This is a genomic window from Changchengzhania lutea (assembly GCF_006974145.1).
GTDB classification, from domain to species: domain Bacteria; phylum Bacteroidota; class Bacteroidia; order Flavobacteriales; family Flavobacteriaceae; genus Changchengzhania; species Changchengzhania lutea.
The window spans coordinates 477,993-503,378 of sequence record NZ_CP039456.1 but is presented as its reverse complement, the minus strand read 5'-3'; the positions used below and the strand labels follow the sequence as shown (position 1 = coordinate 503,378).

17 protein-coding genes are annotated in these 25,386 nt (G+C 36.1%); 6 read left to right on the top strand and 11 right to left on the bottom strand.

Annotated features, from left to right (window positions below; translation table 11 throughout):
• Positions 1 to 7: 7 nt before the first annotated feature.
• Positions 8 to 1,396 carry a S8 family peptidase gene (locus tag FAF07_RS02360; RefSeq protein WP_142783596.1) on the top strand — a complete coding sequence of 463 codons (1,389 nt, stop codon included), beginning with the start codon at positions 8 to 10 and terminating at the stop codon, positions 1,394 to 1,396.
• Positions 1,397 to 1,481: 85 nt separating this feature from the next.
• Here FAF07_RS02360 and FAF07_RS02355 read toward each other — a convergent pair whose 3' ends face one another.
• The 6 genes from FAF07_RS02355 to FAF07_RS02330 form a co-directional block, all read right to left on the bottom strand.
• The gene (locus FAF07_RS02355) at positions 1,482 to 3,290 is read right to left on the bottom strand and encodes an acyl-CoA dehydrogenase family protein (protein WP_142783595.1); all 1,809 of its coding nucleotides are present in this window, start codon (positions 3,288 to 3,290) and stop codon (positions 1,482 to 1,484) included.
• 45 nt (positions 3,291 to 3,335) lie between these two features.
• Positions 3,336 to 3,698: a four helix bundle protein gene (locus tag FAF07_RS02350; RefSeq protein ID WP_142783594.1), complete on the bottom strand. Its 363-nt coding sequence runs from the start codon at positions 3,696 to 3,698 to the stop codon at positions 3,336 to 3,338.
• A gap of 35 nt (positions 3,699 to 3,733) precedes the next feature.
• Entirely contained in the window at positions 3,734 to 4,924 is a 1,191-nt protein-coding gene (locus FAF07_RS02345; RefSeq protein ID WP_142783593.1) for an acetyl-CoA C-acyltransferase, read from the bottom strand.
• Between the two features lie 113 nt (positions 4,925 to 5,037).
• On the bottom strand, positions 5,038 to 7,446 hold the full coding sequence (locus FAF07_RS02340) for a 3-hydroxyacyl-CoA dehydrogenase/enoyl-CoA hydratase family protein (protein ID WP_142783592.1): 2,409 nt from the start codon (positions 7,444 to 7,446) through the stop codon (positions 5,038 to 5,040).
• Between the two features lie 22 nt (positions 7,447 to 7,468).
• Positions 7,469 to 7,930 carry a MarR family winged helix-turn-helix transcriptional regulator gene (locus tag FAF07_RS02335; RefSeq protein WP_142783591.1) on the bottom strand — a complete coding sequence of 154 codons (462 nt, stop codon included), beginning with the start codon at positions 7,928 to 7,930 and terminating at the stop codon, positions 7,469 to 7,471.
• Positions 7,931 to 8,062: 132 nt separating this feature from the next.
• Entirely contained in the window at positions 8,063 to 9,832 is a 1,770-nt protein-coding gene (locus FAF07_RS02330) for an AMP-dependent synthetase/ligase (protein ID WP_142783590.1), read from the bottom strand.
• Positions 9,833 to 10,049: 217 nt separating this feature from the next.
• On the opposite strand from FAF07_RS02330, the gene ppdK reads away from it, so the two are divergent.
• From ppdK to FAF07_RS02310, 4 genes are all read left to right on the top strand, one after another.
• Positions 10,050 to 12,779, top strand: a complete 2,730-nt coding sequence (gene ppdK / locus FAF07_RS02325; RefSeq protein WP_142783589.1) for a pyruvate, phosphate dikinase — start codon at positions 10,050 to 10,052, stop codon at positions 12,777 to 12,779.
• Positions 12,780 to 13,287: 508 nt separating this feature from the next.
• Positions 13,288 to 15,513 (top strand): formate C-acetyltransferase, encoded by a 2,226-nt coding sequence (gene pflB, locus FAF07_RS02320; protein ID WP_142783588.1) that lies wholly within the window; start codon positions 13,288 to 13,290, stop codon positions 15,511 to 15,513.
• Between the two features lie 155 nt (positions 15,514 to 15,668).
• Entirely contained in the window at positions 15,669 to 16,343 is a 675-nt protein-coding gene (pflA, locus tag FAF07_RS02315) for a pyruvate formate-lyase-activating protein (protein WP_246067752.1), read from the top strand.
• A gap of 40 nt (positions 16,344 to 16,383) precedes the next feature.
• On the top strand, positions 16,384 to 17,640 hold the full coding sequence (locus FAF07_RS02310; RefSeq protein WP_142783586.1) for an L-lactate MFS transporter: 1,257 nt from the start codon (positions 16,384 to 16,386) through the stop codon (positions 17,638 to 17,640).
• Positions 17,641 to 17,778: 138 nt separating this feature from the next.
• Here the strand turns inward: FAF07_RS02310 and purL are convergent, their stop codons facing one another.
• The 5 genes from purL to FAF07_RS02285 form a co-directional block, all read right to left on the bottom strand.
• Positions 17,779 to 21,522, bottom strand: a complete 3,744-nt coding sequence (purL, locus tag FAF07_RS02305) for a phosphoribosylformylglycinamidine synthase (protein WP_142783585.1) — start codon at positions 21,520 to 21,522, stop codon at positions 17,779 to 17,781.
• Between the two features lie 126 nt (positions 21,523 to 21,648).
• A complete protein-coding gene (locus tag FAF07_RS02300) occupies positions 21,649 to 21,972 on the bottom strand; it encodes a hypothetical protein (RefSeq protein ID WP_142783584.1) in 324 nt (107 codons plus the stop codon).
• A gap of 385 nt (positions 21,973 to 22,357) precedes the next feature.
• On the bottom strand, positions 22,358 to 22,675 hold the full coding sequence (locus tag FAF07_RS02295) for a type II toxin-antitoxin system RelE/ParE family toxin (RefSeq protein ID WP_142783583.1): 318 nt from the start codon (positions 22,673 to 22,675) through the stop codon (positions 22,358 to 22,360).
• Complete coding sequence (locus tag FAF07_RS02290; RefSeq protein WP_142783582.1) at positions 22,675 to 22,908, bottom strand: hypothetical protein; 234 nt, start codon at positions 22,906 to 22,908, stop codon at positions 22,675 to 22,677. Before FAF07_RS02290 ends, FAF07_RS02295 begins: the two co-directional genes overlap by 1 nt.
• A 111-nt stretch (positions 22,909 to 23,019) precedes the next feature.
• Positions 23,020 to 24,234 (bottom strand): RsmB/NOP family class I SAM-dependent RNA methyltransferase, encoded by a 1,215-nt coding sequence (locus FAF07_RS02285; RefSeq protein ID WP_142783581.1) that lies wholly within the window; start codon positions 24,232 to 24,234, stop codon positions 23,020 to 23,022.
• Between the two features lie 102 nt (positions 24,235 to 24,336).
• Between FAF07_RS02285 and FAF07_RS02280 the strand changes: the two genes are divergently transcribed.
• Positions 24,337 to 25,383: a WD40/YVTN/BNR-like repeat-containing protein gene (locus FAF07_RS02280; protein ID WP_142783580.1), complete on the top strand. Its 1,047-nt coding sequence runs from the start codon at positions 24,337 to 24,339 to the stop codon at positions 25,381 to 25,383.
• Positions 25,384 to 25,386: the final 3 nt, after the last annotated feature.

Here is a 25,386-nt window from a genome sequence, read left to right as displayed (position 1 = left end):
AATTAAAATGAAATTATCAAAACCAATTATGCTAATATTTTTAGCAACATTTCTGTTTTCTTGTGAAAATGAAATTATTGAAATGAATGAATCATCGGTCGAATCGAATTCTTCCGTTCAAGGAAAAAACGGTAATGTTAAAGGGAATTCTAACAGTTCTTTTATGGTATTATCAAAATCAGAGACTCTTGCAAGTGATTTTATAACGTCTGTCTCTAAATATGGAAAAGTTATTAGAACGATTCCAGAAATTGGAATTGTGGTTATGAAGTCTAACGAAGCTAATTTTGAAAAAAATGTATCTAGCATAGCAGCCGTAAAGTCTGTGGTTCCTGATTTGTCTATAAATTGGATTAAACCTATAGATGTTAATCCTTTAGCAAGTCCTGGTGATGGTGAATTCTTCTTTGAAAACGGGTATTTATGGGGACTGGATGATATAGATGTGCCTGAAGCTTGGGATGCTGGTTATACCGGTTCTGAAGTGAGAATTGCAATTTTAGATAGCGGTATTAATAAAGACCACCCAGATTTGAGTCCAAATTTAAATACCGAACTTTCTATGTCCTTTGTACCTGGTGAAAATTGGTATGTTAGAGAAAATGGTGGTCAATCATTTTTTAATCATGGTTCTCATGTTGCCGGTACCGCTGCTGGAGCCGATAGTGATTATGGGATTATTGGCGTAGCACCTAATGCAGAAATCATGGCAATAAAAGTATTATCTGAATTTACAGGATCGGGATCTTTTAGTGGGATAAATGCTGGAATTGTGTATGCTGCTAATAATGGAGCAGATGTAATCAATATGAGTTTAGGTACCACTTTGAATAAAGACGGTAAGTTTTATGATGACGATGGCATTTTTTTAGGGAAAATACCTTCTAAGTTTATTCAAGAGATTGTACTGGCTCAACAAAGAGCAATCGATTACGCATACAAAAATGGTGTTACAATAATAACCTCTGCTGGTAATGATGCAATGAATGGAGATGGAAATGGATCTACTATAGTTTTACCTGCAGATTTAAACAATGTTATAGCAGTTGGTGCAACAGGTCCAGAAAATACTTCTGCATCATATTCTAATACTGGAAGATCATTAGTTGATATCGCTGCTCCTGGTGGTGACTTTGTTTTTTCATTTTCTGTTGATAGTATGATATTAAGCGCAGGAGGAGGAGGGGCCTCATTTTATTATGCTCAAGGTACAAGTATGGCAGCACCTCATGTTGCTGGTGTAGCTGCATTAATTATTGGAAAAAATGGAGGAGAAATGGATCCGCATGAAGTAGAAAAGCAGTTATTTAAAAGTGTAGATAAAATTGGCACTAATGGAAGTAGTGTGTTCTTTGGTAAAGGGAAGGTTAATGCTTATAAAGCCGTGAGCGAATAATATTATCAATTTAATATAGATAAAAAATGCTCTGAAATTTCAGAGCATTTTTTATTTGAATTAGTCACTTAAATTTGAGTTATACTCAAAAACAATATTTATTTTCTTCTTTTACTTTTTCGGCAATTTCTTTGCGTAAATCTACAATATCTGGGTAGTTTGCATATTTGGTAAAGCGCTTAAGACCTGTTAGTAGCATGCGTTGCTCATCACCTTCTGCAAAGGAAATGATACTTTCTTTTCCTTTTTCTTCAATAATATCTACAGCATGATATAAATATAATTTAGACATCGCTATTTGAACAGACTGAGAGGCTTCTCCGGAACGTTTCACATTCTTTTCAGTTCTTAAAATGGCCGATTCTGCCATGTAGATTTCAATTAAGATATCGGCTGCAGCAATTAAAAGCTGTTGGTGATCTTCCAGTTTCTGACCGTATTTTTGAACGGCTCCACCAGCAACCATCAAAAAAGTCTTTTTTAACTTCTTGATCATTTCTTTTTCTTCTGAAAACAACTCAGAATAGTCTGGTGTATCAAAAGAAGGGATACCCATCAATTCTTCTTGAACGGCTTGTGCAGGACCCAATAAATCGACATGACCTTTCATGGCTTTTTTTACGAGCATCCCCACAGAGAGCATGCGGTTAATCTCATTGGTGCCTTCGTAGATGCGCGCAATACGAGCGTCTCTCCAAGCAGCTTCCATAGGCGTTTCTTCTGAGAATCCCATACCTCCAAAAATTTGAATGCCTTCATCTGCGCAGTTTTGAACATCTTCAGACACGGCTACTTTTAAAATAGAACATTCTATAGCATATTCCTCAACGCCTTTCAATTCGGCTTCTTGGTTAGAGTTTCCTGCCGCTTCACGCAATGCGATACGATCTTCAATATCTTTAGAAGCTCTGTAAGTGGCCGATTCTCCAGCATAAGCACTCGTCGCCATCTCTGCAAGCTTCACTTTAATAGCACCAAAATCTGAAATACGAGTTTTAAACTGTTTCCGTTCGTTGGCATATTGTACTGCTGTGGTTAGAATGCGACGTTGCGAATCTAAACAGGCTGCAGCCAATTTTATTCGGCCCACATTAAGGGCATTCATGGCGATTTTAAAACCTTCGCCACGACCAGCCAACATATTTTCTACAGGAACAACAGTATCATTAAAGAATACTTGACGCGTTGATGAGGCACGAATGCCTAATTTGTGTTCTTCTTCACCTAAAACGATTCCATTAGGATGCTCTTTATCAAATTCAACAATAAAACCCGTGATGTTTTTATCGTCCTCAATCCGGGCAAAAACAATCATTAAACGACAAAATCCTGCATTTGAGATCCACATTTTTTGGCCATTTATCTTGTAGCTTTTTCCATCTTCAGAAAGTTCAGCAGTCGTTTTACCCGAATTGGCATCACTACCAGCGCCTGGTTCTGTTAAACAGTATGCTCCAAACCATTCGCCTGTAGCTAATTTTGGAACATATTTTTGTTTCTGCTCTTCCGTACCATATAAGGTAATGGGCAGGGTGCCAATGCCTGTATGCGCACCAAAAGCGGTGCTGAATGAACCTGTTCCGCTAGAAATATAATCGCAGGTAAGCACCGTGGAAACAAATCCCATACCGAGTCCGCCATAAGCTTCAGGTACAGCGACACCTAAAAACCCTAATTCCCCAGCTTTACGCATAACTTCTTCGGTTAAAGCATAATCCTTCGCCTCAAAGCGCGGTTTGTGTGGAATGATTTCACGGTCGTTAAATTCCATAACCGCTTCTTTCATCATATGTTGTTCTTCTGAAAAATCTTCAGGAGTGAACACATCTTCGCAATTGGTTTCTTTTACCAAAAATTGCCCACCTCTTAATAATTCTTTTTCTGTTGCTCCCATTACTATGTTTTTAGATTAGAGAAGAAAGAGAATAGAAAATAGACTCTAATTGAGACCATTTTGAAATCCCATGGTCATTTTTTGGAATTCTTCTATTTTTTCTTCTAGCATTTTTAATGTTTCGTTATTTATATATTTTCTATGTTGCGCTACTAATAATTGTGTGCCTAATTCGAAAGAAGAACCTAAAGAAATGTCTAAAAAATGACTGAAGGATTTATCTGTTCTAGCAGAACCTTCAGCAATATTACTTGGCATTGAAACCGAACATCTACTTATCTGTGAACTTAAATCAAACTGTTCGTGTTTTGGGAAATCTAACAACATATCAGAAATATCATTTGTAATTTCCAAACCGAGTTTCCAGATTTTTAAATTCTTATAATTATGTCTCTGCTTAGCACACATTGTCCTTTTTCTTTTCTCTCTATTCTCTTGTCTTTCTAGTTAAGAAACTCAAAAATCCCACATGCCCCTTGCCCTGTACCTACGCACATGGTTACGGCACCGTATTTTCCTTTCATATCGCGTTTTCGCATTTCATCAAACAACTGCACAGATAATTTTGCACCTGTACAACCTAAAGGGTGTCCTAAAGCGATGGCACCGCCATTAACATTTATGATATCAGGATTCAAGTCCAGTTCTCTAATAACCGCTAATGACTGAGAGGCAAAGGCTTCGTTTAATTCTATCAATTCTAAATCTGATTGTTTGAGTCCTGCTTGTTTTAAAGCTTTTGGAATGGCTTTTACCGGGCCAATGCCCATGATACGAGGTTCTACACCTGCAGCAGCATAATTAACAAGTCTAGCAATAGGCTCTAAGTTGAGTTCTTTTACTAAATCTTCACTCATAACCATAACAAACGCAGCCCCATCACTCATTTGCGATGAGTTTCCTGCCGTGACACTACCGCCAGCGGCAAATACGGGACGTAATTTTGCTAAAGCTTCTTTGCTAGTGCCTGCACGTGGCCCTTCGTCTTTTGAAACGGTATATGATTTTATGGCTTTCTTTCCGTTTGAATCAATATAAGTTTGCTCAACATCTATAGGTACAATTTGATCTTGAAAACGATCTTCAGCTTGTGCTTTTAAAGCTTTCATGTGTGAATTAAAAGCAAATTCATCTTGGTCCTCACGAGAGACCTTGAACTGATTTGCTACAGCTTCGGCCGTATTTCCCATGCCCCAATAATAGTCTTCATGACCGGCTCTAACTGTATCGTAGTTTAACTCAGGTTTAAACCCCGTCATTGGTACAGAACTCATGCTTTCAGCACCACCTGCAATAATACAATCTGCCATACCTGCTTGAATTTTAGCTGTTGCAATTCCAATGGTTTCGACTCCTGAAGCGCAAAAGCGATTCACGGTTACACCAGGAACATCTACACTATCTAGACCAATCAATGAAATAAACCGTGCCATATTCAATCCTTGTGCACCTTCTGGCATGGCGTTTCCAACAATAACGTCATCAATTCGTTTCTTGTCTAAATTTGGCAATTCCTTCATCATATATTTGATGGTTTCTGCAGCCAATTCATCTGTTCTTTTAAAACGGAAAACACCTTTTGGCGCTTTACCAACTGCGGTTCTGTATGCTTTTACTATATATGCTTGTTTCATTTTCCTCTCCCTAACCCTCTCCAAAGGAGAGGGAACTTTTTGGGTATGTTTTTTAGTTATACATTTTGTTTTTATTTCCTAAATCCCTCCCCTTTGGGGAGGTTAGGTGGGGATTAATTACGTAATGGTTTTCCTGTCTTCAACATGTGCTGGATACGTTCTAGGGTTTTGCGTTCGGTACATAAGCTCAAAAACGCTTCACGTTCTAAATCCAATAGATATTGCTCACTGACTAAGGTAGGTTCAGATAAATCGCCACCTGCCATAACATAGGCTAATTTATTCGCTATTTTTTGGTCGTGTTCACTTATATAATGACTTGCTTCCATGGCATCTGTTCCTACTAAAAACATACCTAAGGCCTGTTTTCCGAGAACTTTAACGTCCTTACGTTTTACGGGTTGCGTATAGCCTGCATCTGCCATTAACATAGCATGTGCTTTGGCAGTTGCAATTTGTCTGTCTTTATTAATAACGACAACATCTTTTCCTTTTTGAAGGATGCCCATATCAAAAGCTTCATAAGCTGATGTAGCCACTTTAGCCATACCAATAGTTAAGAAGTATTCCTGTAATACATTCAATTCTACATCCCCTTTATTAAATGTATCTGAAGCTCTTAAAGCCATTTCTTTAGAACCGGCACCACCTGGAATAACGCCCACGCCAAACTCAACTAAACCAATATATGTTTCGGCTGCTGCCACAACTTTATCGGCATGCATGGATAACTCACAAGCACCACCTAGCGACATACCATGGGGCGCAGAAACTGTTGGAATTGAAGAATAACGCATGCGCATCATCGTATCTTGAAAATATTTGACTGCAGCGTTTAATTCATCATATTCTTGCTCTACAGCCATCATGAAAATCATACCAATATTTGCACCAACTGAGAAATTGGCACCTTGATTTCCTATCACTAAACCTTCAAAGTTTTTTTCTGCTAAATCGACTGCTTTATTTAATCCTGCTAAAACATCACCACCAATGGTGTTCATTTTAGATTGGAATTCACAATTTAAAATACCGTCACCTAAATCTTCGATTACCACACCAGAATTTTTGAAAACTTCTTTCGATTTTCTGATGTTATCTAAAATGATAAAGGCATCTTGACCAGGAATTTTTTCTTGTGTCTTATTCGGAATATCATAAGCATAGGTAGCGCCATTTTTAACCGTGTAAAAGGATGAACTTCCAGATGCCAACATCTCATTAACCCAAGCCGCAGGTTCTAAACCTTCTGCTTTCATCATTTCGATGCCTTTCTCGACACCAATGGCATCCCAAATTTGAAAAGGACCATGTTCCCAGCCAAAACCGGCTTTCATGGCATCATCTATTTTATATAAATTATTGGTGATTTCTGGTATTCTATTTGAAACGTAAGCGAATAATGCCGCGAAACTTTTTCTGTAAAATTTACCAGCTTTATCTTTTCCAGATACCAGTATTTTAAAACGGTCAACAACTTTATCAACGGTTTTTGTTAACTCTAAAGTTGCAAATTTCGCACGTTTAGCCGATCGATATTCCAAGGTATTTAAATCGAGGGATAAGATTTCTTTTTGTCCATCTTTAGAGACGTTCTTTTTATAGAAACCTTGACCTGTCTTGCTTCCCAACCATTTGTTTTCCATCATGGTACCGATAAAATCTGGTAGTTGGAATAATTCTAGTTGCTCGTCTTTCGGACAATTTTCCCTAATCCCATTGGCAACGTGGACCAAGGTGTCTAAACCAACCACATCAACGGTTCTGAAGGTGGCCGATTTTGGTCTACCTATAACAGGACCACTTAATTTATCAACTTCTTCGATGGTTAGGTCTAAATCCTTAACGGTATGAAATAAACTCATGATGCTAAAAATTCCAACTCTATTGCCAATAAAGGCAGGTGTATCTTTAGCAACAACCGAAGTTTTTCCTAAGAACTTTTCACCGTAAATATTTAGAAAATCTAAAACATCTTGAGATGTTTTTGGACCAGGAATAATTTCGAATAACTTTAAATAGCGTGCTGGATTAAAAAAGTGGGTACCGCAAAAGTGCTTCTGAAAATCTTCACTACGTCCTTCACTCATGAATTTTATAGGAATCCCAGACGTATTGGATGTAATCAATGTGCCAAGCGTTCTATGCTTTTCAAGATTTTCAAATACTTTCTGTTTGATGTCAAGTCGCTCAACAACAACCTCCATGATCCAATCGACATGTGCCACTTTTGAGATGTCATCTTCTAAATTACCCGTGGTAATGCGATTAGCAAATTTTGGATGGTAAATGGGTGAGGGCTTTGATTTTAAAGAGGTGGCTAGCGCATTATTTACAATACGGTTTCTTACCACTTTATCTTCTAATGTTAAGCCTTTATCTTTTTCTACGTCTGTTAATTCTCTTGGAACAATGTCCAGTAACAACACGTCTACTCCAATATTGGCGAAGTGACAAGCAATGCCACTTCCCATGATGCCTGAACCAATTATGGCTACTTTTTTAATTCTACGTTTGCTCATATTTTTAAACTACTATTCTATTTTAAATCTTCGAACTCGATATTTCTTTTTGATTGAAAATCTTTTTGTTAGCTATTAATTCATTGATGGTTTCTGAGACTTCATAAAAATGCTTCAGTTTTTCTTCCGAAATATGATTCTTTACAGCCTCATTAAATGTCAGTACTTTTTCCTTGGAATATGCTCTTTTTTCAATACCAAAATCGGTTAAGCTAATAATGACACCACGTCCGTCATCTGGATTGGGATGTCTCTCAATTAAACCCTTTTCCTCCATAGTTTTTAAGATTCTTGAAAGGCTGGTGGCTTCCATGCCCATTTTGGGTCCTAATGCTGTTGAAGGCGTGCCTTTTTCAGGATCTATACTTAACAGTGTAAATCCCGTTGCCATGGTACTTTCAAACTTCGCAGCTTCCTCGTTGTACATTTTCTGTACCGCTAGCCAAGTTGTTCTTAAAATATACTCTATGGTTTTATCTTTCATATAAATGGGTTGGTGACCAAATATAGGAAAAATTTATTATGCACGCATAATAAAATAATAAATTTTGGAAGTTATTTTTATCTTATAATCAATATAACTTATTAGAAATGAATTTGATACTAACCTCAATATTTAAGGTCTGTATATTTTTTCTATAAGTGTAGCGTACTTTTCTTTGATAATCTTGCGGCGCATTTTCAGGGTAGGGGTTAAATGCCCGTCCTCAATAGTCCAATTATCTGGGGTAATTTCAAACTTTTTAATTTGCTCCCATTTTCCAAATTTCTCATTGGCGGAATCAATTTCTTCCTGAATGCGTTCATGCAACTGCTCATTAGAAATCAAATCGTCTTTATTTTGAAAACTCAAATCATGGCGTTTCGCCCATTCCTCTACAAATTCATTATTAATTTGTATGAGCGCAGCTGGCATTTTTTCACCTTCACCTATAACCATGATTTGCTCAATAAAGCGTGATTGTTTAAATTCATTTTCTAAAAGTGCTGGTGCTACGTACTTTCCGCCAGAAGTTTTAAACATTTCTTTTTTACGATCGGTAATCTTAAGAAAACCATCGGCGTCAATTTCGCCAATATCACCGGTATGAAAATAATCGCCAGTCATGACTTCGGCTGTTTTTTCTGGATCCTTATAATAGCCTAACATGATATTTGGACCTTTAGCTAAAATTTCACCATCATTTGCAATTTTAACTTCAACATGATTGATAATTTTTCCAACAGTACCAATTCTGAATCCACCATTTCTAAGATCATTAACTGATATTACAGGCGATGTTTCGGTGAGACCATAACCTTCCATGATGGGTAATCCAGCAGCTGCAAAAACACGAGTAAGGCGTTGTTGTAATGCGGCGCTTCCTGAAACCATAAGCTCCAAATTGCCACCAAGACCTTCTTGCCATTTACTAAATATTAATTTTCGAGCTAATTTAAGTTGTGTTTCATACCACCAGCCATTTTGTCCATAGGGTTCAAATTTTAAGCCCAGATTGACCGCCCAAAAGAACAGTGCCTTTTTTACACCGGTTAAGTCACTCCCTTTTGCTATTATTTTATCATAAACCTTTTCGTATAATCTAGGAACAGCAGTCATCACATTGGGCTTAATTTCCTTGAGATTATCACTCATTTTCTCAATAGATTCTGCGAAATATATTTCGACGCCGCAGTACTGATATAAATATAAAATCATGCGTTCAAAGACATGGCAAATTGGAAGGAAACTCAATGCTTTAGATTCGCCATAGCGAAAAGGGACACGTTGTTCACTATCTAAAACATTGGATACTAGGTTTTTATGGGACAACATGACGCCTTTAGGTTTTCCTGTGGTTCCAGAAGTGTATATTAAGGTCGCTAGGTCATTAGGTTTAACGGATTCCTTTCTGGCTTCAACTTCATTTTGATTGCTTTCATCATGACCTAAATCTAACAATTCCTTCCAGTGATTTTCTCCTTCAATGCCATCAAAAGTATACACGCCTTTGAGTTTCGTATTCGATTTAATACTATTTAGTTTTTTTAACACTTCAATATCTGAAACGAAACAATAATCAGCTTCAGCATGATTCAAGATGTATTCATAGTCTTCCGCAGCAATGGTTGGATAAATAGGCACATTTTGAGCGCCAGTTTGAAGGACTCCAATGTCTACAATATTCCATTCGGTTCTGTTTGTAGAAGAGATTACCGCAACTTTATCGTCCTTCTTGATGCCTAATCGCAACAGGCCTCTGCTTATGGCGTTGGCTTGATTTATATAGTCTTTAGTTGAAATGGATTGCCATTCACCATCGTATTTAGTGGTTAAGGATTTTTCTAAATTATAGGTTTCTAGTTGGTAATGTGGAAAATCGAAAATGCGGGTTACTTCGGTCATTTGCTGTTAAAAAGTTTCTAGAGATGCAAAGTATGAAATTAAATAAGATTATCAAATTATGCTTAAAAAAGATGTAAATATTAAATATAGCGTGCTTATTATGAGAATATGCTAAAATAGTATCGCTAATTGATGTTTATTATTTTATGACTTTTATCATTGAAATAAGTCTTTATTGGGAATAACTTTGGGATTTAATTATCACAATTTTAGTATTATGGACATGTTAGAAGACGTAAAAACAAGAGTTTACAAATTTGGGAACAAAACAGCAGATGGTAACAGCAAAATGAAAAACCTCTTAGGCGGTAAAGGTGCAAATTTAGCAGAAATGAGTGCCATTGGTATACCAGTACCGCCAGGATTTACAATTACAACAGAAGTTTGTACAGAATATAATTTATTAGGTCAAGACACTGTAGTGGGTATGATTAAAGACGAAGTTGAAGCCGCTATTGCAAATATTGAGTCTTTAATGGGGACTTCATATGGAGATAAGGAAAATCCTTTGTTAATTTCAGTGCGTTCGGGAGCCAGAGTTTCTATGCCTGGTATGATGGATACCGTATTAAATTTAGGAATGAATGACGACGTTGTATTAGGTTTAGCAAAAAAGACCAATAACGAACAATTTGCCTGGGATTCTTACCGACGTTTTATTCAAATGTACGGTGGTGTCGTTTTGGGAATGAAACCAGCTTCAAAAGAAGATATCGACCCTTTTGAAGAAATTATGGAACATCTCAAAGAAAAAAGAGGTATTGATTTAGATACCGATTTTAGTATTCAAGATTTAAAGGATTTAGTTTACGATTTTAAAGATGCTGTTAAAAAACGTACGGGACATGATTTTCCAACAGATCCTTGGGATCAACTTTGGGGCGCTATCATAGCTGTATTTAATAGTTGGAACGGTGACCGCGCCATTTATTATAGAAACATGAATGGGTATCCAGCAGATTGGGGAACGGCTGTAAACGTGCAAGCTATGGTTTATGGTAATATGGGTGATAATTCTGGTACAGGCGTATGTTTTACCAGAGATGCCGGTACAGGTGAAAATGTATTTAATGGCGAATATTTAATTAATGCACAAGGTGAAGATGTGGTTGCGGGTGTAAGAACACCACAGCAAATAACAAAATTAGGCTCGGAACGATGGGCAGAATTGGCCAAAATTGAAGAAATGGACAGAGCAGAGAATTATCCGTCTTTAGAAGAGTTAATGCCATCTATTTTTAAAGAACTTGATTCTTATCAAGATACTTTAGAAAAGCATTATCGTGATATGCAGGATATGGAATTTACCATTCAAGATGGAAAACTTTGGATTCTGCAAACCCGAAATGGTAAACGTACTGGAGCTGCCATGGTTAAAATTGCGATGGATTTATTGAAAGAGAATATGATAGATGAAAAAGAAACACTACTTCTTTTAGAACCTAATAAGCTTGACGAATTATTGCATCCTATTTTTGATCCATCAGCCTTAAAAAGAGCTCATGTTATTGCACAGGGCTTACCGGCATCTCCTGGTGCTGCTACGGGTAAAATTGTATTTTTTGCAGATGAAGCCGATAAATACAAAAACAGTATTTTGGTTCGTATTGAAACCTCTCCTGAAGATTTGGAAGGTATGAACATTGCCAAAGGTATTTTAACGGCACGAGGTGGTATGACATCACATGCTGCTGTTGTTGCCCGTGGTATGGGGAAATGTTGTATCTCTGGCGCAGGTGCTTTAAAAATTAACTATAAAAGAAGGATACTTACTGTGGGCGACCATGAATATCATGAAGGTGATTGGATGTCATTAAACGGTTCAACAGGTAATATTATTGAAGGTAAAGTGGCAACCATGGAACCCGAACTTAGTGGTGAGTTTGCTGAAGTTATGGAGTTGGCAGACAAGTATGCTGTGATGAAAGTACGCACGAATGCGGATAGTCCGAAAGATGCTAAAGTCGCTCGTAATTTTGGAGCACAGGGCATTGGGTTAACCAGAACGGAACACATGTTTTTTGAGGTTGATAGAATAAAAGCAATGCGCGAAATGATTTTAGCCGATACGGTAAAAGGCAGAAAACAGGCTTTAGAAGAGTTGCTTCCCATGCAACGTGCCGATTTTGAAGGTATTTTTGAAGCTATGGAAGGTCTATCAGTTACTATTCGTTTGCTGGACCCACCGTTACATGAATTCGTGCCGCATCAATTGGCAACACAAAAAGACCTTGCTGAAGAGATGCATATCTCGTTACAAGCGGTTAAAAATAAAGTGGCAGAATTGGAAGAGTTCAATCCTATGCTCGGGCATAGAGGTTGTAGATTGGGAATTACCTATCCTGAAATTACGGAAATGCAATCCCGTGCTATTATAGAAGCAGCACTCAATTTAAAAGAAAGGGGCATTATCTGTAAACCAGAAATTATGGTGCCTTTGGTCGGAACGGTTAAAGAGTTTGAATCTCAAGAGCAAATAATACGAAATACAGCAAGCCGAATTTTTGAAGAACGACAGGATACTATTGCGTATTTAGTGGGTACAATGATCGAAATTCCAAGAGCAGCTTTAATGGCCGACTTGATTGCGGAAAAGGCCGATTTCTTCTCTTTTGGAACCAACGATTTAACCCAAATGACTTTTGGATATTCTCGTGATGATGCCGGTAAATTTTTACCAATCTATATAGAAAAAGGTATTTTGAAAGTAGATCCGTTTGAAGTTTTAGATCAGGAAGGTGTAGGACAGTTAGTCAAAATGGGAACTGAACTTGGTAGAGGTGTTAAACCTAATTTAAAAGTTGGTATTTGTGGCGAACATGGCGGTGAACCAAGTTCTGTAGAATTCTGCTATAATACAGGAATGGATTACGTAAGTTGCTCACCGTATAGAGTGCCTATCGCACGATTGGTTTCTGCACAAGCAGCTATAAAACAAACTAATTAATAGCGATTATTTGTTTTATTGAAACCCCGAGAAAACCAGTTTTCTCGGGGTTTCCTGCATAATCGTCATTATATAATGAACTAAATGGTATTATTACACCACGATTATAACCAAACCATAACCCTTCTTCATTATTCAAAATTTAGATATTTGTATGCAATGCATTCTTTCAAATCATCGTTGAAATACGATACAAATCTTCAACCTAAAAAAAATTGAAATTTGATGTTTTTTATGAAAATTGCAATTAAATTCCGAAAAGTGTCGTAGAAATTCAATTTAAACCATATCCTTTTTGCATTATGTTTAGTGATGAGGCTTAAAACGTAAATAGTTGTCAATAAGCTCTTGGTTTTTCAAACGTTTTCGTAAAAACTTCTTCTTCAAAAACCTCCTCTTTCATAGTTTAACTGACAAATGTCACATTTCTATCTGTAAACTGAATTTACCTTTGTTCTTTTAAAAGTGAACATAGAATTTTTTTTTCAAAATATTAATTGATAAAACAATGGAAGTAAAACAATTTAAAAACGGAATTTGGACTGAAAATGTCAACGTAAGAGATTTTGTTGTTAATAACATAACGCCCTACCACGGCACACAGGAATTTTTAGTTGGCCCAAGCCAAAAAACCCAAAAGTTATGGGATTTATGTAAAGAAGCTACTAAAGAAGAAAGACAAAATAATGGAGTACGCTCAGTAGATACAGAAACTATTTCAACAGTTAGTGCGTTTAATGCTGGCTATATTGATAGAGCTAACGAAGTTATTGTTGGCTTACAAACAGATGAACTTTTAAAAAGGGCCATGAAGCCTTTTGGAGGTTTTAAAGTAGTTCAAAAAGCATTATCAGAACATGGTATTAAACCTAACGATGCCATTACAGAGTTATTTTCAAAATATGTGAAATCTCATAACGATGGTGTTTTTGATGCGTATACCACAGAGATTAAAAAATTCCGTTCTTTAGGGTTTTTAACTGGCCTACCAGACAATTACGCTAGAGGTAGAATAATTGGAGATTATCGTCGCGTAGCGCTTTATGGAATCAATTTTTTAATTGAATCTAAAAAACAAGATCTAGAAAATATTACAGGCCAAATGACAGAGGCTGTCATCCGTTTGCGTGAAGAAGTTTCAGAACAAATCAGATCGTTAAAAGAAATGATTGTATTGGGTGCTAAATATGATTTAGATTTAGGACGTCCTGCAGAAATGGCAAGAGAAGCTGTACAGTGGACGTATATGGCCTATTTGGCAGCTGTAAAAGAACAAGATGGTGCAGCAATGTCCTTAGGGAATGTGTCTACGTTTTTAGATATTTATATTGAGAACGATTTACAAGAAGGCTTGATTACAGAAGTAGAAGCCCAAGAATATATCGATCAGTTTGTAATGAAATTAAGAATGGTACGCCACTTAAGAATGGGTGCTTATGATGATATATTTGCAGGAGATCCAACTTGGGTAACCGAAGCTATCGGCGGTATGTTTGATGACGGAAGAACTAAAGTCACTAAAACATCATACCGTTTCCTAAAAACCTTATATAATTTAGGCGCTTCACCAGAACCAAATATGACGATTCTTTGGTCTGAAGATCTGCCACAAAACTTTAAAGATTATTGTGCAAAAGTAGCTATTGATACGTCTTCAATTCAGTTTGAAAATGATGCCTTAATGAGAAAGAGTAGAGGGTCTGATGATTACGGAATTGCATGTTGTGTGTCTTACCAAGAATTAGGAAAATCAATTCAGTTCTTCGGTGCACGTACAAACTTAGCTAAAACGTTATTATTGGCCATTAACGGTGGGCGTTGTGAAGAAACCGGAGTGCAAATGGTTCATGGTATCGAACCTTGTAATTGTGAGTATTTAGATTTCGATAAAGTCATGGCAAACTTCAAAATAGCAATGAAAGAAGTGGCACGTGTTTATAATGATTCTATGAACATTATCCACTACATGCATGATAAATACTATTACGAAAAAGCACAAATGGCTTTAGTTGATACCAATCCGAAAATCAATATAGCTTATGGTATTGCAGGTTTATCAATTGTTGCAGATTCACTTTCAGCAATAAAATATGCCAAAGTAAAACCTATTAGAAATGAAGATGGTTTAACTGTTGATTTTAAAATTGAAGGTGAATTCCCTTGCTATGGTAATGATGATGATAGAGTAGATACTTTAGCTGCAAATGCGGTTGCCGACTTTAACAACGCATTGAAAAAATTACCAGTATACAAAAATGCAGAACCAACCATGTCTGTATTAACCATAACATCTAATGTGTCTTACGGTAAGAAAACTGGGGCAACACCAGATGGTAGAGCAAAAGGGATCCCTTTTGCACCAGGGGCTAACCCAATGCATGGTCGTGATTCTCATGGCGCTATTGCGTCATTAAATTCAGTAGCTAAAATTGATTATAAAGATTCTCTAGATGGTATTTCAAATACATTTTCTATAGTACCTAAGTCATTAGGTGCTACTAGTGAAGAGCAAATAGAAAATTTAGCAAGCACTTTAGATGGCTATTTTTCAAGAAATGCACAACATGTAAATGTGAATGTATTGAATAAGGAAACGCTGTTGGATGCTATGGAGCACCCAGAAGAATACCCGCAATTAACCATTCGTGTATCTGGTTATGCTGTCAACTTTGTAAGATTAACCAAAGAACAGCAAATGGAAGTTATTACACGATCTTTCCACGAATCTATGTAGTTTATATTAATATTTTGAAAGCATCTGAATTATGAAGATGAAACTTCTTTTTCAGATGCTTATTTTAAAAACATTGACATATCAAAACTGCCGAAAACATATTACGAGTACATTCTATTGAATCTTTTGGGACTCACGATGGACCAGGAATTCGTATGGTTATATTCTTGCAAGGCTGCAAATTAAAATGCTTGTATTGCCATAATCCAGACTCTATTGAAACCTCTGGAGGTAAAGAGTACCCTGTTGAAGACTTGGTACAAATGGCTATTAAGATGAAGTCTTACTTCGGAAAAAAAGGAGGTGTTACCGTATCTGGGGGCGAACCTTTATTGCAATCAAAAGCATTGATTCCATTTTTTAAAAGGCTGAAAGAAGAAGGTATTCACACCAATATTGATACTAATGGCAGAATATTAAATCATTTTTCAAAAAGCTTGATTGATGATTATGCAGATTTGGTCATGTTAGATATTAAACACATGACGGAGGAAGGCTATCAATATATAACCGGACAGTCCGTAAAACAAATAGCGTTCGATTTTGCAAAACACAGAGAAGGATCAGGTAAAAAAATGTGGTTACGCTATGTGTTAATTCCAGAAATAACCAATAAGCCAGGGTTATTGCACGCCATGGGTAAGCATTTTAAGGATTATAAAACTATTGAGAAAATTGAAATTCAACCTTATCATAAATTAGGTATCCATAAGTGGGAAGCTTTGGGCTCGGATTATCAGTTAAAAGAAGCTCGCGAAAATACCGATGAAGAACTGCAAGCTGCTACAAATATTCTTAAAGATTACTTTAAGGAAGTTAAAATAAATTAATGCCGTGTTGGCATAAACAACACTATAATGAAATATAATCATGAAAACACAAAAACTTAAAAACCGTTGGTTAATTGCCGCTTCGGCTGTTGGAATCCACATTTCAATTGGGTCGGTGTATGCATATTCGGTAATGACAAACCCTGTAAAGGATATTTTTGATGTGGATGGTAGCGTTATAAAATGGGCTTTTAAAATCGCTATATTATTATTGGGTCTATCAGCAGCGTTTTTAGGACGTTGGGTTGAAAGAGTAGGGCCAAAAGTAAGCGGAACCACAGCAGGATTGTTTTATGGTATTGGTATTTTAGGTTCAGGTTTAGCCGTTCAATTAGAGTCATTAATACTCTTTTATATATGTTATGGCGTTATTGGAGGCATTGGTTTAGGGCTTGGTTATATCACACCGGTAAGCACTTTGGTAAAATGGTTTCCAGACAAACGCGGTTTAGCTACCGGAATGGCTATTATGGGTTTTGGTTTTGCAGCTTTAATATTCGGTCCAGTGATGCAATCGCTTTTTGATAGCGTTGGCGTATCAAATGCCTTTTATATTTTAGGTGTTATTTACATGATATTGATATTATCTTCTGCTAGATATATCGAACGCCCTCCAGAAGGTTACATACCCGAAGGCTTTAAACCTGGCCAGGGTAAAGTTTTAAAAGCAGATATGGCAAATATTGATGCCAATGCTGCCTTAAAAACAACACGTTTTTATTACATCTGGATTATGATGTTTATAAATATTTCATGTGGGATCGCTATTATTTCTGCTGCAAGCCCCATGATGCAAGAGAAATTAAATTACACACCTATGGAAGCTGCTGGTATTGTTGGTTTAATTGGGGTGTTTAATGGGCTAGGTAGAATTATGTGGTCCAGTCTTTCAGACTATTTAGGGAGAGCCAATACCTATATCATCTTCTTTGGTTTTCAAATACTGGCATTTTTCTTTCTACCGCAAATGACCACGGAACTCATATTCTTAATTGTTCTATTTACGGTAATTACCATGTATGGTGGTGGTTTTGCAACACTTCCAGCCTTTTTGGGAGATTTATTCGGTACAAAACAGTTGGGTGCCATACACGGTATGATTTTAGCGGCTTGGGGATTAGCAGGGGTTGTTGGCCCTACAATTTATGATGTGGTTAAGGATACCACAGGATCTCTTGATATTACATTAAAAGTATTTGCAGGTTTATTTATAATAGCTTTTATAGTTTCGTTATTGATGAAAAGAACGGTTACAAAAGCTTATAAAAAGATTGATGAGACTGTAGCATTTGCTTAAGTTTTATTTATATTTAAATTAGTCAACGAAAATGCGTTTTCACTTTATGAAAGCGCATTTTTTATGAATAAAATTTAACTTTTAAAATTGAAGAGAAGCCATTAAGAAAGCTAAAATATTTCTTAAAGTTTATTTTAGTTATGAATACTTTTCAATCCATAATCTGGCATTTACAAAAGCCTCAAGCCAAGGCGATACTTCGTCCTTTCTACGTTCTGGATAGTTCGCCCAGTTCCACTGGAATGTTGAACGCTCTATATGTGGCATGGTTACTAAATGGCGACCTGTTTTATCACATAGCATGGCCGTATTAAAATCAGATCCATTTGGATTATGAGGATAGGCTTCATAGCCATATTTTGCCACTATTTCATATTTGTCTTCTGTATAAGGTAAACTGAATTTCCCTTCACCATGGGAAATCCAAACCCCTAAAGTGCTGCCTGCCAAAGTAGAAAGCATTACAGATTTATTATCTTGAATTTTAACAGAAGTAAACGAACTTTCATGCTTATGAGACTCATTATGGTGCATTTTTCCATGAAGGTCATGCTCCGGATTGATGAGGTCCAATTCCATCCAAAGTTGACAGCCATTACAGATTCCAACGGACAACGTATCTTCTCTTGCGAAGAAATCTTTAATAACTTTATTTGCTTTTGCATTGTATTTAATAGCGCCAGCCCAACCTTTAGCAGAGCCTAAAACATCCGAATTACTAAAACCACCAACAGCTCCTAAAAACTGAATGTCCTCAAGAGTTTCTCGACCAGAGATTAAATCGGTCATGTGCACATCCTTTACATCAAAACCAGCTAAATACATCGCATTTGCCATTTCGCGCTCAGAATTAGATCCTTTTTCGCGTAGTATTGCTGCTTTGGGACGCTTACCGTTATTGCGAGGAGTTTGCGACGCGGCAATCTTTTCATTAGGATGAGATTGCTTCACTGCGTTCGCAATGACGTCATTAAGCTTCCCAGTAAAATGTTTTGGGAATGTATATTGTAAAGGTTGACTTTTGTAATTATCGAACCGGTCTTTAGCTAAATTGTTTGCCGTTTGTTTTTGGTCTAATAAATAGGATGTTTTATACCAAACATCTCGCATCTTAGCGATATCAAAAGAGAAATGATCTTCATTATTTTTGATATTCAGAGTTGCAGAGTTATTTACTGTTCCAATATTAAAAAAGGCAATATTATTTTCTGACAAAACTGTTTCTATTGAAGCATCACCTTGAAAAACAATTCCTGAATTTTCAGAGAATAAAACTTTTATTGAATCTTCTTCATTTAAAGCAGAAACATCAAAATCTGCACCTAAATTAATATCAGCAAAACATAGTTCTAACAACGTAGTAATTAATCCACCAGAAGCTACATCGTGTCCAGCAGAAATTTTATCCGCTTTAATTAAATTTTGAATGGTATTAAATGCGTCTTTTACAAAAGTTGAATTTTTTACATCTGGAGCTTCATTACCAATGGTATTTAAAACTTGGTTAAAAGAACTTCCACCTAATTTAAAATGATCCTGAGAGATATTAATATAGTAGATGTTTTCTCCATTTTGTTGTAAAACAGGTTCTACAACTTTAGAGATTTCATTACAATTTCCAGCAGCTGATATAATAACGGTTCCCGGAGAAATAACTTCACCATCTTTATATTTCTGTTTCATGGAAAGCGAATCTTTTCCTGTGGGAACGTTAATTCCTAAATCTATCGAAAATTCTGAAATGGCTTGAACAGCTTTATATAATCTAGCGTCTTCACCTTCATTTTTACAAGGCCACATCCAGTTTGCCGAAAGCGAAACTGAAGCTAAATTATCTTTTAAAGGTGCCCAAATGATGTTAGTTAAAGCTTCTGTAATTGAATTTCTACTACCAGCTCCTGGATGAATTAATCCAGAAATAGGGGAGTGACCAATCGACGTCGCAATCCCTTCCTTTCCGTTATAATCTAGTGCCATAACACCAACATTGTTTAGCGGAATTTGTAAAGGACCAACACATTGTTGTTTGGCAACTTTACCGCCAACACAACGATCTACCTTATTTGTTAACCAGTCTTTACAAGCTACAGCTTCCAATTGTAAAACTTGCTCTAAATATATTTGTAAATTCTTGGTTTTGTATCTTGGGTTTTTATAATGTCGCTCAACTGTTTTATCAGTCATGATGGTTTTAGGTGAACTGCCAAACATATCTTCCAGGGCTAAATCCATAGGTTTGTTGCCTTTAGTTTTAGATTCGAATGTAAAACGATTATCACCAGTAACTTCTCCAACAGTATACATTGGGGAACGTTCACGGTCAGCAATATTTTTAAGCGTTTCTATATGCTTTTCGGCAATAACCAAGCCCATGCGTTCTTGAGATTCGTTACCAATAATTTCTTTATCAGATAATGTTGGGTCTCCAACAGGAAGGGCGTCTAGATCTATTTTTCCACCAGTATCTTCAACCAGTTCAGACAAACAATTTAAATGTCCACCAGCTCCATGATCATGAATGGAAACAATGAAATTCTCTTCACTTTCTACCATGCCGCGAACGGCATTGGCAGCACGTTTTTGCATTTCTGGATTAGAACGTTGTACCGCATTTAACTCGATACCCGAAGCAAATACACCTGTATCAGCACTTGATACCGCAGCACCACCCATACCAATTCTGTAATTTTCGCCACCAAGAATAACGATTTTATCACCAGTTTTTGGGGTGTCTTTTAAAGCTTGATCAATTTTACCATAACCAATACCTCCAGCTTGCATAATCACTTTATCGTAGCCCAATTTTCTTGGTGCCGATTCACTCGAAGCTGAATTTTCGTTATGTTCAAAAGTTAATACCGAACCACAAATAAGTGGCTGTCCAAATTTATTACCAAAATCTGATGCACCATTAGAGGCTTTTATCAAAAGATCCATTGGAGTTTGGTATAACCAATCTCTAGCTTTAAATTTTTCTTCCCAAGGTCTGTTTTCTTCCAAACGCGAATACGATGTCATATACACCGCAGTTCCAGCTAAAGGAAGCGATCCTTTGCCTCCAGCAAGTCTATCTCTAATTTCTCCACCAGCACCTGTTGCAGCACCATTAAAAGGCTCAACCGTAGTAGGGAAGTTATGTGTTTCCGCTTTAAGCGAAATCACAGATTCAAAATCTTGTGTGGTGTAATAATCTGGAATATCGGCACGTTTAGGAGCAAATTGTTCCACTCTCGGACCTTTTATAAAAGCTACATTATCTTTATAGGCCGAAACAATATCGTTTGGATGTTGTTTAGATGTTTCTTTAATAAGCTTAAAAAGTGAGCTTGATTTTTCTTCACCATCAATCACAAAAGTTCCGTTAAATATTTTATGGCGACAATGCTCCGAATTTACTTGTGAGAATCCAAATACTTCAGAATCTGTTAATGGGCGACCAATTTTTGTTGCAACGCCTTCCAAATAGTTAACTTCTTCATCACTTAATGATAAGCCTTCTTGTTGGTTGTAAGCTGAAATATCTTCAATATTGAGAATAGGTTCAGGCTTAACATCAATGGTAAATGAGTCTTGATTTAATCCGTTGAATTTCTCAGAAATCATGGGATCGAAATCCTTAAAATCTTCTGAAACTGCTTCAAATTCCTCAATTCTAATGATATCTGAAATACCCATATTTTGAGTAATTTCTACCGCATTGGTACTCCAAGGCGTTATCATAGCAGCACGAGGACCAACAAAAAAAGTATCTAAAGATGCTTGTTCTATTTTTGGTTGATTGCCAAAAAGCCATGTTAATTTCGAAATGGTTTCAGTTGATAATTCTTTTGTTGTTTGAACAGCAAATACTTTGCTGGTTACGTTTCCAAAGAAATGAATCATTAGGTCTTGATTTGTGTGTATTTAAAGAAAGTGCAAATTTACTTCTTTTTAGTGGAATTTTAAGCAAAAATATAATTCAGCATATTATGAGTTATTAAGGATTTTTGAACATGTGAAAAGAACTGATTATTTCTTGTATTTATTTACATCACTTAAATTTTCATTTAAATACTGAATTTCAATCATAAGTTCTGCTACATTAAATTCATAATCTTTGTGTATATGTATCAGGATTTCTTCAATTTGGTTTTCTAAGTTCGAAAATAAATCTTTATACCTAATAACATACAAATAGTATAATTTTCTATACATAAAATCTTTGTCTTCTGTATGCATTTCTATAAGTTCATATGCTAATCGAATCTCTGATGTAAAATAGATTACTTTATTGATAACATTTAAAATTTTCATATCAATAGGTTGAGATAAAAATTTGTAATGATTTGTCAATGATATTATATTCTTTTCAATTTCAATTTTGTCTTCTTGAATGATTTTTATTTGCTCTAATATGTTTCTAGCATATTCTTGACTTTTAAAAATTTCATTTGCTCTTATTTGTGCTTTGAAAGCTAGAAAAACTAAAATAGCTTATAGTCCATTTATAAAAGGAGATGTTATTCCTCCGATAGTATCTCCTATTTCTCCAGAATTGGAATAATCAAAAAAATCATTAAAAGCTGGTATTTTATAAATTAAAGGAAATAAAAAAATTATTACCAATATAACTAATAGAAGGTGATTAGTTTTTAAGTTGTCAAAATTAAATTTCATTTTTTAAGTCTCTTTTGATATGGTTATTACTAGTCAGACTTTATTTTAAAACAAACCATATTTATTTAGCACGTTTAATTTTTGGTGGATTTTGTCTTGTATCAAAAACATCAGCTATTTTGATGAATCGCTTTTCTCCATCAATTGAATAAATCAATTTATAGTTTTTAAAGACTAAGTATCGGTAATGGATATCTCTGTTTTTTAGCAATTCTTCTTTTTGGCCGATGTAAGGTGCTTCAATAAGTTTATTGGGTTCGTCAATGATTTCGATAAGTAGCTTTTTAGCAATATTTATACCAGCTGATTTTTGGTAGTATTCAAAAATATCATCAAGTTGAATTTCTGCAAATTCAGACCAAATAATTTGAAATGACATTATTTGTATTTGGTTATAAGGTCAGAGCTTTTTTTGTAGCGGTTATTTTCAAAATCAGCTTCAGATTCTGCAACTCTATTGTTTAGCTCTTCAGAAGTCATTGGGTTTACTTCATCGCTGTATGATGATTTTTTTTCCTTTTTTAAAAGTTTTTCAAGACGTTCAATAACCTCTTCACTTTGAATTTTAAGGAACTCTTGGATAAATTCTAGTTTTCTTGTTTGTATATCCATGGCATTGAGCTTTATTCAAAGATAATGAATTATTGTCATTCTGAATTTATTTCAGAATCTCAACTAGTAGTTCAACATAAGAATTTGAAACAAATTCAGACTAATATGGCACTACGCTTTCCGCTCCAAAAGCGCCATGTAAAACCCATCAAAACCAGAATTATGCGCTAACACTTTTTTGTCTTTTACTAAAGAAAAATTAGTCCCAGCTTCAGAACCTAAAAAAGTATCAACTTGTTCTTGGTTTTCAGAAGGCAACACCGAGCAGGTTGCATATACTAATTGGCCGTCAACTTTAACCATTCTAGAATATTGCTGTAAGATCTCTTGTTGTGTCTTTTTGATTTTGTCAATAAATTCGGGCTGCAGTTTCCATTTAGCATCAGGGTTTCTACGTAATACACCTAATCCAGAGCATGGCGCATCAATTAAGACACGATCTGCTTTGTCATAAAGTTTTTTGATGGGCTTGGTAGAGTCAATGACCCTGTTTTCTATATTATGAGCGCCATTTCGCTTGGCACGGCGTTTTAACTCATTCAGCTTATTCTCATAAATATCCATGGCAATCACTTGTCCTTTATTTTCCATTAAAGACGCTATATGCAATGTTTTTCCGCCAGCACCAGCACAGGCATCTACCACGCGCATGCCAGGTTTTACATTTAGGAACTCTGCCACTAGTTGCGATGACGCATCCTGTACCTCAAAATGGCCATTTTTAAAAGCTTCGGTTTGAAATACATTGGCACGTTCTTTTAATTTTAGTGCGCTTGGGTGATTATCTAAAAACTCGGTTTCAATTTCTAAATCGAATAATTCAGTCTGGAGTTTTTCTTTAGTTGTCTTAAGCGTGTTGACTCTTAAAATAACATCAGCTTGTTGGTTTAAAGCAGTAATTTCTTTGCCCCAAACCGCATCACCTAGTTCTTTTCGTCCGATGTCATCCATCCAATCTGGAATGGATTCTTTGAATTTTCTGATTTTAGAAAGTTCGTCATAACGGCCTTTAATTTTTCGTAGCGGTGTGCCTTCAAAATATTTCCAATCGGGTAATTTTATCCCTTTTAGAGTTACCCAAACCGCAAACATACGCCAAAGGTTGTCTCTGTCAAAGGGTTCTTTAACTTCGGCAATTTCGGCGTAAAGTCGTTTCCAACGCACCATATCATAGGTGGTTTCTGCAACAAAACCCCTATCTCGTGCACCCCAGCGTTTATCGCGTTTTAAAAGTTGTTGAATGACTTTGTCTGCATACTTTCCTTCGTTAAAAATCAAGGTTAGACCATCAATAACCGCAAAGCATAAATTTCTGTGTAATCGCATTTTATTTAAATAAGGGTGCAAAGTTACGCTAAAAGTTTATTTGTTTGGTGTTTATATCTCAATTCATTAGAGCTTTAGTATTTTTACTCAAATTATAAACGTATGTACCGTATTTTCATTTTAATGTTTATTTCGATTTTATCTTGTAAAAAAGAAGTGTCATTAAAACCTAGACTAATTAATTCTGTTGAAATAGAAACCATACTACGAGATTCATTACTCAGCATTAGAGCGATTGAATTGCTGAACGATGGAAGTTTAGCCTTCGCTGCTAATAATGGCGCGTTTGGTCTTTATAATGTCAACACTAAAAAATGGATGCTTTCTAAGCAGACCCATGATCGTTTAGATCTTCACTTTAGAGCAGTGGGTCATACTTCTTCAGATTTTTTTATGCTCAGCATTGAAAACCCTGCGCTACTTTATAAAACAGGTGAAGATGGGAATATGAAGTTGACGTATAAAGAAAAACACCCTAAAGTTTTTTATGATGCTATGTCGTTTTGGAACGACCAAGAAGGTATTGCTATAGGCGACCCTACTGATGATTGTATGAGTATAATTATAACACGAAATGGCGGAAATACTTGGTCTAAAATGCCTTGTGGTAAACTACCGAAAGTTAAAAGTGGAGAAGCTGCTTTTGCGGCGAGCAATAGTAACATTGCTATAGTTGGAAATCGAACCTGGATTGCCACAGGAGGCATGTCCAGTAGAATTTTGCACTCACCGGACAAAGGTGAAACATGGCAGGTTTATAACACGCCTATGGTTCAAGGAACGCCAACAACTGGGATGTACTCTATAGATTTTTATGATGAACTCAATGGATTTACCATTGGTGGCGATTATACCAAACCAGAAAATAATATGTCTAACAAAATGAAGACTGTTGATGGCGGTAAAAACTGGATAGTAGTTGCAGACGGTAAATCTCCCGGTTATAGAAGTTGTGTCCAATATGTACCTAACAGAAAGGCTAAAGAGTTGGTGGCTGTTGGCTTTAAGGGGATTGACTTTAGCAGTGATGCGGGAAACACTTGGAGACATTTAAGCAACGAAGGCTTTTATACCGTTCGATTTTTAAATGACAGTATTGCTTATGCAGCTGGACAAGGCAGAATATCTAAGTTGATATTTAAAGAATGAAAC

Excerpts from the sequence above, each read along its gene's own strand:
- FAF07_RS02360 (WP_142783596.1), top strand. The coding sequence starts at position 8 with ATGAAATTATCAAAACCAATTATGCTAATATTTTTAGCAACATTTCTG.
- FAF07_RS02355 (WP_142783595.1), bottom strand. The coding sequence starts at position 3,290 with ATGGGAGCAACAGAAAAAGAATTATTAAGAGGTGGGCAATTTTTGGTA.
- FAF07_RS02350 (WP_142783594.1), bottom strand. The coding sequence starts at position 3,698 with ATGTGTGCTAAGCAGAGACATAATTATAAGAATTTAAAAATCTGGAAA.
- FAF07_RS02345 (WP_142783593.1), bottom strand. The coding sequence starts at position 4,924 with ATGAAACAAGCATATATAGTAAAAGCATACAGAACCGCAGTTGGTAAA.
- FAF07_RS02340 (WP_142783592.1), bottom strand. The coding sequence starts at position 7,446 with ATGAGCAAACGTAGAATTAAAAAAGTAGCCATAATTGGTTCAGGCATC.
- FAF07_RS02335 (WP_142783591.1), bottom strand. The coding sequence starts at position 7,930 with ATGAAAGATAAAACCATAGAGTATATTTTAAGAACAACTTGGCTAGCG.
- FAF07_RS02330 (WP_142783590.1), bottom strand. The coding sequence starts at position 9,832 with ATGACCGAAGTAACCCGCATTTTCGATTTTCCACATTACCAACTAGAA.
- ppdK (WP_142783589.1), top strand. The coding sequence starts at position 10,050 with ATGGACATGTTAGAAGACGTAAAAACAAGAGTTTACAAATTTGGGAAC.
- pflB (WP_142783588.1), top strand. The coding sequence starts at position 13,288 with ATGGAAGTAAAACAATTTAAAAACGGAATTTGGACTGAAAATGTCAAC.
- pflA (WP_246067752.1), top strand. The coding sequence starts at position 15,669 with ATGGTTATATTCTTGCAAGGCTGCAAATTAAAATGCTTGTATTGCCAT.
- FAF07_RS02310 (WP_142783586.1), top strand. The coding sequence starts at position 16,384 with ATGAAAACACAAAAACTTAAAAACCGTTGGTTAATTGCCGCTTCGGCT.
- purL (WP_142783585.1), bottom strand. The coding sequence starts at position 21,522 with ATGATTCATTTCTTTGGAAACGTAACCAGCAAAGTATTTGCTGTTCAA.
- FAF07_RS02295 (WP_142783583.1), bottom strand. The coding sequence starts at position 22,675 with ATGTCATTTCAAATTATTTGGTCTGAATTTGCAGAAATTCAACTTGAT.
- FAF07_RS02290 (WP_142783582.1), bottom strand. The coding sequence starts at position 22,908 with ATGGATATACAAACAAGAAAACTAGAATTTATCCAAGAGTTCCTTAAA.
- FAF07_RS02285 (WP_142783581.1), bottom strand. The coding sequence starts at position 24,234 with ATGCGATTACACAGAAATTTATGCTTTGCGGTTATTGATGGTCTAACC.
- FAF07_RS02280 (WP_142783580.1), top strand. The coding sequence starts at position 24,337 with ATGTACCGTATTTTCATTTTAATGTTTATTTCGATTTTATCTTGTAAA.